The 7,087-nt window shown below is 60.2% G+C and carries 11 protein-coding genes; 3 read left to right on the top strand and 8 right to left on the bottom strand.

Annotation, left to right across the window (positions count from 1 at the left end):
• The 8 genes from tatC to ubiE form a co-directional block, all read right to left on the bottom strand.
• A partial coding sequence (gene tatC / locus E1K68_RS02740; RefSeq protein ID WP_244858774.1) for a twin-arginine translocase subunit TatC occupies positions 1 to 568 on the bottom strand: 568 nt, incomplete at its 3' end.
• Positions 565 to 972, bottom strand: a complete 408-nt coding sequence (tatB, locus tag E1K68_RS02745) for a Sec-independent protein translocase protein TatB (protein WP_003187876.1) — start codon at positions 970 to 972, stop codon at positions 565 to 567. The genes tatC and tatB, both read right to left, overlap by 4 nt.
• A gap of 10 nt (positions 973 to 982) precedes the next feature.
• Positions 983 to 1,261 (bottom strand): twin-arginine translocase TatA/TatE family subunit, encoded by a 279-nt coding sequence (locus E1K68_RS02750; protein ID WP_003187877.1) that lies wholly within the window; start codon positions 1,259 to 1,261, stop codon positions 983 to 985.
• A gap of 26 nt (positions 1,262 to 1,287) precedes the next feature.
• Positions 1,288 to 1,620 (bottom strand): phosphoribosyl-ATP diphosphatase, encoded by a 333-nt coding sequence (locus E1K68_RS02755; protein ID WP_003187881.1) that lies wholly within the window; start codon positions 1,618 to 1,620, stop codon positions 1,288 to 1,290.
• A 2-nt stretch (positions 1,621 to 1,622) separates the two neighbouring features.
• The gene (gene hisI / locus E1K68_RS02760; protein ID WP_003187884.1) at positions 1,623 to 2,015 is read right to left on the bottom strand and encodes a phosphoribosyl-AMP cyclohydrolase; all 393 of its coding nucleotides are present in this window, start codon (positions 2,013 to 2,015) and stop codon (positions 1,623 to 1,625) included.
• A gap of 41 nt (positions 2,016 to 2,056) precedes the next feature.
• Complete coding sequence (gene ubiB, locus E1K68_RS02765) at positions 2,057 to 3,661, bottom strand: ubiquinone biosynthesis regulatory protein kinase UbiB (RefSeq protein ID WP_003187885.1); 1,605 nt, start codon at positions 3,659 to 3,661, stop codon at positions 2,057 to 2,059.
• The gene (locus E1K68_RS02770; protein WP_003187886.1) at positions 3,658 to 4,281 is read right to left on the bottom strand and encodes an SCP2 domain-containing protein; all 624 of its coding nucleotides are present in this window, start codon (positions 4,279 to 4,281) and stop codon (positions 3,658 to 3,660) included. Before E1K68_RS02770 ends, ubiB begins: the two co-directional genes overlap by 4 nt.
• Positions 4,281 to 5,051 (bottom strand): bifunctional demethylmenaquinone methyltransferase/2-methoxy-6-polyprenyl-1,4-benzoquinol methylase UbiE, encoded by a 771-nt coding sequence (gene ubiE / locus E1K68_RS02775; RefSeq protein ID WP_003171186.1) that lies wholly within the window; start codon positions 5,049 to 5,051, stop codon positions 4,281 to 4,283. Before ubiE ends, E1K68_RS02770 begins: the two co-directional genes overlap by 1 nt.
• Positions 5,052 to 5,196: 145 nt before the next feature.
• On the opposite strand from ubiE, the gene E1K68_RS02780 reads away from it, so the two are divergent.
• The 3 genes from E1K68_RS02780 (at position 5,197) to E1K68_RS02790 (ending at position 6,947) form a co-directional block, all read left to right on the top strand.
• Positions 5,197 to 5,472, top strand: coding sequence for a polyhydroxyalkanoic acid system family protein (locus E1K68_RS02780; protein ID WP_003187887.1), 276 nt, complete (start codon positions 5,197 to 5,199; stop codon positions 5,470 to 5,472).
• A 104-nt stretch (positions 5,473 to 5,576) separates the two neighbouring features.
• On the top strand, positions 5,577 to 5,999 hold the full coding sequence (locus E1K68_RS02785) for a phasin family protein (RefSeq protein ID WP_034134703.1): 423 nt from the start codon (positions 5,577 to 5,579) through the stop codon (positions 5,997 to 5,999).
• A 12-nt stretch (positions 6,000 to 6,011) separates the two neighbouring features.
• Positions 6,012 to 6,947 carry a phasin family protein gene (locus E1K68_RS02790; RefSeq protein WP_034134704.1) on the top strand — a complete coding sequence of 312 codons (936 nt, stop codon included), beginning with the start codon at positions 6,012 to 6,014 and terminating at the stop codon, positions 6,945 to 6,947.
• Positions 6,948 to 7,087: the final 140 nt, after the last annotated feature.

The following is a 7,087-nucleotide window of genomic DNA, read 5'->3' on the forward strand; positions in this document are numbered from 1 at the left end:
CGACCACGCCGATCCACACCAGCAACACCACCGCCACCGGGATTTCGAACGCCACGCCAAAGGCGAAGAACAGCGTCATCACGAAATCGAGGTAGCTGGTGATATCAGTCATCATTTCCACACCAGCCGGGGTGGCAGCGGCGAAGAACTTGAAGATCAGCGGGAACACCAGGAAGTAGGCGAAGGCCATGCCGGTGTAGAACAGCAGGATGCTCGATACCAGCAACGGCACGGCGATGCGCTTCTCGTGCTTGTACAGGCCCGGTGCGATAAAACCCCAGATCTGATGCAAGATCACCGGGATCGCCAGGAACAGCGAGACCATCATGGTCAGCTTCAACGGCGTCAGGAACGGCGACGACACATCGGTGGCAATCATCGTCGCGCCGGCCGGCAGGTACTGGCGCAGGGGCGTCGAGACGAAGGTGTAGATCTGCTGGGTAAAGGCGAACAGCCCGGCAAAGATGATGAAGATCGCCGCCACGCAACGCAGCAGGCGGGTACGCAGCTCGGTGAGGTGCGAGACCAGCGGCATATGCTGGTCGTTTTCCGGTTTATCAGCGCTCATGGGGCTCGCGGCGGCAATGTAGGGTCATGGGGTGCGGGCGACGCAACGGGCGTCGGCGCGGGCGTCGTTGGGGCGGGCGCTGCAGGAGCAGCGTCGGCCACAGGGGCTGGCGCGATGCTGTGCTCGGCCACCGGCGTGACCGGCTTGGCCGGCTCTTGCACCGGGGACAGAATCTTGCGGGCTTCCTGCTCCAACGAGAGGATGTGTTCGTTGTGCAATTGCCGACGGATTTCGTCGGCACCGATTTCCCGTTCAACTTCCTGTTTGATCGCGTTGAAACTGCGTTTTAGACGCCCGATCCACAAGCCGGCGGTGCGTGCGGCACCGGGCAGGCGCTCCGGCCCCAGTACCAGCAGGGCCACCAGGCCGACGAGCAGCAGTTCAGAGAAGCTGATACCAAACATTAGTCAGTGCTCACGAGTCTTTGCGGGTCGGCTCTTGGACCTTTTCAGCCTGAACGTCGAAGGTACGGCGTTCGGTGATCGGCTGGGTGGCCTGCGGGTGAACAGGCTGGGCCGGTGGCACCGGGTTGGCGCTTGGCTCGGCTGGCTTTTCATCATCGTTCATGGCTTTGCGAAAACCCTTGATCGACTCGCCCACGTCGGTGCCCAGGTTCTTGAGTTTCTTGGTGCCGAACACCAATACCACCACCACCAGAATGACGATCCAGTGTTTCCAGTCAAAAATGCCCATGCTTCAAATCCTCAAGTCTTAGTTATTCAGGCGGACGGGCGCGAGGCCTTCTCGGCGTGCCCGGACAAGCCGAAGCGACGGTCCAGTTCATCCAGCACGGCCTGTGGGTGCTGCCCCAGTTGGGCGAGCATCACCAGGCTATGGAACCACAAGTCTGCGGTCTCATAGATTACATCGCTGTAATCACCGCTGATTTGCGCGTCCTTGGCCGCAATGATGGTCTCGACGGATTCTTCGCCGAGCTTTTCCAGAATCTTGTTCAGGCCCTTGTGGTACAGGCTGGCGACGTAGGAACTGTCGGCATCCGCGCCTTTGCGGTCTTCCAGCACCTGGGCCACACGGTTCAGGGTATCGCTCATGTTCAGTGTCCTGCTGGGTAGATGGCGTGCGGGTCTTTGAGCACCGGCTCCACAACCTTCCATTCGCCATTCTCGAACACGCGATAGAAGCAACTGTGGCGGCCAGTGTGGCAGGCGATGCCGCCGATCTGTTCGACCTTGAGGATCACCACGTCGGCATCGCAGTCCAGGCGCAGCTCGTGCAGGGTCTGCACATGTCCGGATTCTTCGCCCTTGCGCCACAGTTTGCCACGCGAACGTGACCAGTAGATGGCGCGCTGCTCGGCGGCGGTGAGGCTCAGGGCCTCGCGATTCATCCAGGCCATCATCAGCACGCGCCCGGTCTTGTAGTCCTGGGCAATGGCCGGCACCAGGCCGTCACTGTCCCACTTGATCTCATCCAGCCAGTCTTTCATGTTCGGCTCCGGCAATTTGCGACAGTGTATAACCGGATTGGCTATCGACGCACGATCAGATAAACACCCACGGCGACCATAATGCCGGCTGGCCAGTGGCCCAGTTGGTTCAATGGCCCGCCGATCGCCAGCATCACCCCGCCCACCAGATGCGCGGCGCCGAGCAGGCGCAGGAACCAATCGTCCTTGCGCTTGCGCCACGGTGGCTCTGGGTCCTTGGCGTGGGGCTGGGACATGCGCTCCAGCAGGTCGCGGGTCATGTTGGCCAGGTGCGGCAGCTGTTCGAACTGGCTGTGCAGGTTGCCCAGCATGGTTTTGGGGCTCATGCGCTCGCGCATCCAGCGTTCCAGAAAGGGTTGCGCGGTGTTCCACAAATCGAGGTCCGGGTACAGCTGGCGGCCCAGGCCTTCGATGTTCAGCAGGGTCTTTTGCAACAGCACCAGTTGCGGCTGCACTTCCATATTGAAGCGCCGCGCGGTCTGGAACAGGCGCATCAGCACCTGGCCGAAGGAAATATCTTTTAACGGTTTTTCGAAGATCGGCTCACACACCGTGCGGATCGCCGCTTCAAATTCATTGAGCTTGGTTTCCGCCGGCACCCAGCCCGAATCAATGTGCAACTGCGCCACACGACGGTAGTCGCGCTTGAAGAAGGCAAACAGGTTGCGCGCCAGGTAATCCTGGTCTTCGGGGGTGAGGCTGCCGACGATGCCGCAGTCGATGGCGATGTACTGCGGGCTCCACGGGTTGACGGTGCTGACGAAGATGTTGCCCGGGTGCATGTCGGCGTGGAAGAAACTGTCGCGGAACACCTGGGTGAAGAAAATCTCCACGCCGCGCTCGGCCAGCATCTTCATGTCGGTGCGCTGGTCGGCCAGGGTCGCAAGGTCAGTGACCTGCACGCCGTAGATGCGCTCCATCACCAGCACTTTGGGGCGGCACCAGTCCCAATACACCTGCGGCACGTACAGCAGTTGCGAGCCTTCGAAGTTGCGCCGCAATTGGCTGGCGTTGGCCGCCTCGCGCAGCAGGTCGAGTTCGTCGTAGATGGTTTTTTCGTAGTCGGCGACCACGTCCACCGGGTGCAGCAGGCGCGCATCGGCGGAGAAACGTTCGGCCGCGCGGGCGAGGACAAACAGCCACGCTAGGTCCTGGCCGATGATCGGCTTGAGGCCTGGGCGAATGACTTTCACCACCACTTCTTCGCCGGTCTTGAGTTGCGCGGCGTGCACTTGTGCCACCGACGCCGAGGCCAGGGGCTCGACGTCGAAGCGGCTGAACACCTCGCTGATCTTCTGGCCCAGCTGTTCTTCGATCAGCGCCATCGACTGCTGCGAGTCGAACGGCGGCACGCGGTCTTGCAGCAGCATCAGCTCGTCGGCGATGTCTTCGGGCAACAGGTCGCGGCGGGTGGAGAGGATCTGCCCGAACTTGATAAAGATCGGCCCCAAATCCTGCAACGCCAGGCGCAGGCTCGCACCACGGCTCAACGGCGACGGCTTGCGCGGGAACCAGCGCCATGGCAGCACATAACGCACCGCCAGCAAAAACCACGGCAAAGGCAGGGCAAACAGCAGGTCATCGAGACGGTAGCGGATTACGACGCGCTGGATACGAAACAAACGGCGGACGGCGAGCAGCTTCATGCGTTATCGCTTGGATCAAGGGAACGGCTCAAGCGCTCGAAGCGGGCCTCGAGGCGTTCCAGGTCGATTTTGGCCTTGTCGAGTTCGCGAAAGCGCGCTTGCGCTTCCCGTTGCCCGACCAGGGTGCGCGATTCTTCGCTCAGGTATTCGGCGAGGTTCTGGTTGAGGCTGGCGAACCCTTGCTGGTACCAGCGCGAGCGGCTGCGCAGGTGCCCGCTGATCAACTGGGTGGCGACGGGGCCGATCCAGCGCGACAGTTCGTATTCCCAGTCCAGCTCCAGGTCTTGCAGCACGGCGGCCAGGTCCATCAGCACCGCGCTGTCGCCTTCCAGTTCCACTTCGGGGCTGTGGAGGATGGCAGTCTTGTTGCGGCTCAGCGCCAGGTGCAACAGGCTGGAGGCCGGCGCACGCAAGGTGCAATCGGCTTGGGCGGCCCATTGGGTGGCGAGCAGCAGGCCTTCATCGCTGGGCAGGATAAACAGCTGCAAGACGGGGCTGCGGCAATCGACGGCAATGACTTTGCCGGTCAGGTGCGCGAGCCGCGCCAGGGCAGTGCTGTCCAGGCGCAGGACACGGTTGAGGCCGTGCTCGACGCTGGCGAGAAGACCTTGCAGCAGCATCAGGGCTTGATGCCGCGGTGCAGGGCGACGATGCCGGACGTCATGTTGTGGTAGGTCACGCGGTCGAAACCGGCCTCCACCATCATCGACTTCAGGGTTTCCTGGTCCGGGTGCATGCGGATCGACTCGGCCAGGTAGCGGTAGCTCTCGGCATCGTTGGTGATCAACTTGCCCATCAACGGCATGAAGGCGAAGGAGTACGTGTCGTAGACCTTGGACATCAGCGCGTTGGTCGGCTTGGAGAACTCCAGCACCAACAGGCGGCCACCTGGCTTGAGCACGCGCAGCATCGAGCGGATCGCGTCCTCCTTGTGGGTCACGTTACGCAGGCCGAAGGCGATGGTCACGCAGTCGAAATGGTTGTCCGGGAACGGCAGCTTCTCAGCGTCGGCCTGGACGAATTCGATATTGCCGGCCACGCCTTTGTCGAGCAGGCGGTCGCGGCCAACCTTGAGCATCGAGCCGTTGATATCGGCCAATACCACCTGGCCGGTGGGGCCAACCAGCTTGGAGAACTTGGCCGCCAGGTCGCCTGTGCCACCGGCGATGTCCAGCACCCGGTTGCCGGTGCGTACGCCCGACAACTCGATGGTGAAGCGCTTCCACAGGCGGTGCATGCCGCCGGAGAGCACGTCGTTCATCAGGTCGTACTTGGCCGCCACGGAGTGGAACACCTCAGCGACTTTTTCCGCCTTTTGGCTTTCCGGGACGTTCTTGAAGCCGAAGTGAGTGGTGGGTTCGGCATCGCTGCCTTTGCGCTGATCAGTCATATCGCTGTCACCAAAAGAGAATGCGGGACATGATAATCCCCAAGGCCTACTTTGTCTTGGCAAGGCTGCAGGTAAGATAGGCGCTCATCGAGACCTTTTGCCGCATGGCGGGTGTTCTGAGTCGTTATAAAGAGGAGTCATTGCAATGGCCCGTATTACCGTTGAGCGTGAACACACCCTGGGAAAAGAACAGGCGCGGGCCAAGGCTGAGCTATTGGCGCGCAAACTCGAGGATAAATATGGCGTGGAGTTTTCATGGGCTGGCGACACCCTGAAGCTCAAGCGCTCCGGGGTTAAAGGCACGGTGTGGGTGGCCGATGATTCGCTGCGCATTGATGTGGAACTTGGCCTGTTGATGTCGGCCATGAGTGGCACGATCAAGTCCGAAATCGAAAAAGCCCTGGATAAGGCCCTGGCCTGATAGGGCTGTGCTTAGGGTGCTGATTCTAATTTTAAACCCTACTTTGTGCCCAAGCCCTCAACTCTTGCGGGCCGTCCGCCACCCAATCCTGTGTGAGGTGCACCATGGCCAAAGTTATTTTGAAGAAAAAAATCGACGTTCAGACCACCCCCCTGAATGAGGTTAAAAGCTATGCCCGCAAGATCTGGCTGGCGGGTCTTGGTGCCTACGCCAAGGTCGGCAGCGAGGGCGGCGAGTACTTCAAGGAACTCGTTAGAAGCGGTCAACGTGTTGAAAGTAAAGGTAAAAAAGTTGTAGTTGAACAACTTGATGCCGCCAACAGTCAGATTGACCAAGTAAAGAGTAACGTCTCCGGCGTCAAAGGCCTGGTTGAAGTTCAACTGGATAAAGTTGAAAAAGCTTTTGATACTCGTGTCGCCAGTGCCTTGAATCGGATCGGCATTGCGTCTAAACATGACGTGGAGACACTCTCTGCTAAGCTCGAAGAGCTGACGGCATTGCTCGAACGTGTCGCGCGTAAACACTAAGGAGACATCGGGATGGCTGTTAAAAAGACTACTCAGAAAGAAGGCAGCTCGTGGGTCGGGAAAGTTGAAGAATATTCCCGCAAAATCTGGCTCGCTGGTTTAGGCGTGTACTCGAAGATCGACAGTGACGGCAGCAAACTCTTCGAGACCCTGGTTAAAGACGGCGAGAAAGCCGAGAAGTTGACCAAGAGCACGGTTGGTAAAAAAGTCGACGCTGCCAAGGCGAGCGCGGGTTCCGCCAAGTCGAGCATTTCGGATACCTGGGGCAAGTTGGAAGAGACTTTCGACAAACGCCTCAACAGTGCTATTTCGCGACTGGGCGTACCGAGCAAGGCGGAGTTGAAGGCGCTGCACAGCAAGGTCGATACCTTGACCAAGCAAATCGAAAAACTCACCGGCGCCAAAGCGGCTCCCGCCAAGATCGCCGCCGCCAAGCCTGCAGCAAAACCGGCGGCCAAACCAGCAGCTAAAACCGCCGCTGCAAAACCCGCCGCCAAAACTGCCGCCAAGCCGCTGGTTAAAGCCGCCGCCAAGCCGGCTGCAAAACCCGCTGCGAAAGCGCCAGCCAAAGCCGCTGCGAAACCTGCGGCCAAGCCAGCGGCTAAAACCGCTGCGGCCAAACCGGCTACCAAGCCTGCCGCTAAGCCAGTGGCCGCTAAAGCCGCCGCGAAACCTGCAGCTAAACCGGCTGCCAAACCTGCGGCTAAAACCGCTGCTGCTAAACCTGCTGCCAAGCCCGCCGCTGCGAAACCTGCGGCCAAACCTGCCGCGGCCAAAAAGCCTGCGGTAGCGAAAAAACCGGCAGCCGCAAAGCCCGCCGCAACGGCCAAGCCAGCCACGGCGCCAGCACCGGCCGCTTCTACCGCCAATTCGGTGTCCGCACCGACGCACGCGGCTGCTACCCCGACTGCTACGCCGGCTACCCCGACGCCATCCAGTCAGTCCTGATTTCTACGGGACACAAAAAAACGCCCGGTCTGCGAAGATCGGGCGTTTTTTATGCAAGCCTGAAAAACGCCGCATGCCCCATTTTTGTAGGAGCGAGCTTGCTCGCGAAAAACTTCAACGATAACGGGGGCTTCCTGAAT

The sequence above is a fragment of the Pseudomonas sp. B2021 genome (assembly GCF_018135665.1).
Lineage (GTDB): Bacteria > Pseudomonadota > Gammaproteobacteria > Pseudomonadales > Pseudomonadaceae > Aquipseudomonas > Aquipseudomonas lactis.

Coding starts and splice junctions, on each gene's coding strand:
- tatB (WP_003187876.1), bottom strand. CDS start 972: ATGTTTGGTATCAGCTTCTCTGAACTGCTGCTCGTCGGCCTGGTGGCC.
- E1K68_RS02750 (WP_003187877.1), bottom strand. CDS start 1,261: ATGGGCATTTTTGACTGGAAACACTGGATCGTCATTCTGGTGGTGGTG.
- E1K68_RS02755 (WP_003187881.1), bottom strand. CDS start 1,620: ATGAGCGATACCCTGAACCGTGTGGCCCAGGTGCTGGAAGACCGCAAA.
- hisI (WP_003187884.1), bottom strand. CDS start 2,015: ATGAAAGACTGGCTGGATGAGATCAAGTGGGACAGTGACGGCCTGGTG.
- ubiB (WP_003187885.1), bottom strand. CDS start 3,661: ATGAAGCTGCTCGCCGTCCGCCGTTTGTTTCGTATCCAGCGCGTCGTA.
- E1K68_RS02770 (WP_003187886.1), bottom strand. CDS start 4,281: ATGCTGCTGCAAGGTCTTCTCGCCAGCGTCGAGCACGGCCTCAACCGT.
- ubiE (WP_003171186.1), bottom strand. CDS start 5,051: ATGACTGATCAGCGCAAAGGCAGCGATGCCGAACCCACCACTCACTTC.
- E1K68_RS02780 (WP_003187887.1), top strand. CDS start 5,197: ATGGCCCGTATTACCGTTGAGCGTGAACACACCCTGGGAAAAGAACAG.
- E1K68_RS02785 (WP_034134703.1), top strand. CDS start 5,577: ATGGCCAAAGTTATTTTGAAGAAAAAAATCGACGTTCAGACCACCCCC.
- E1K68_RS02790 (WP_034134704.1), top strand. CDS start 6,012: ATGGCTGTTAAAAAGACTACTCAGAAAGAAGGCAGCTCGTGGGTCGGG.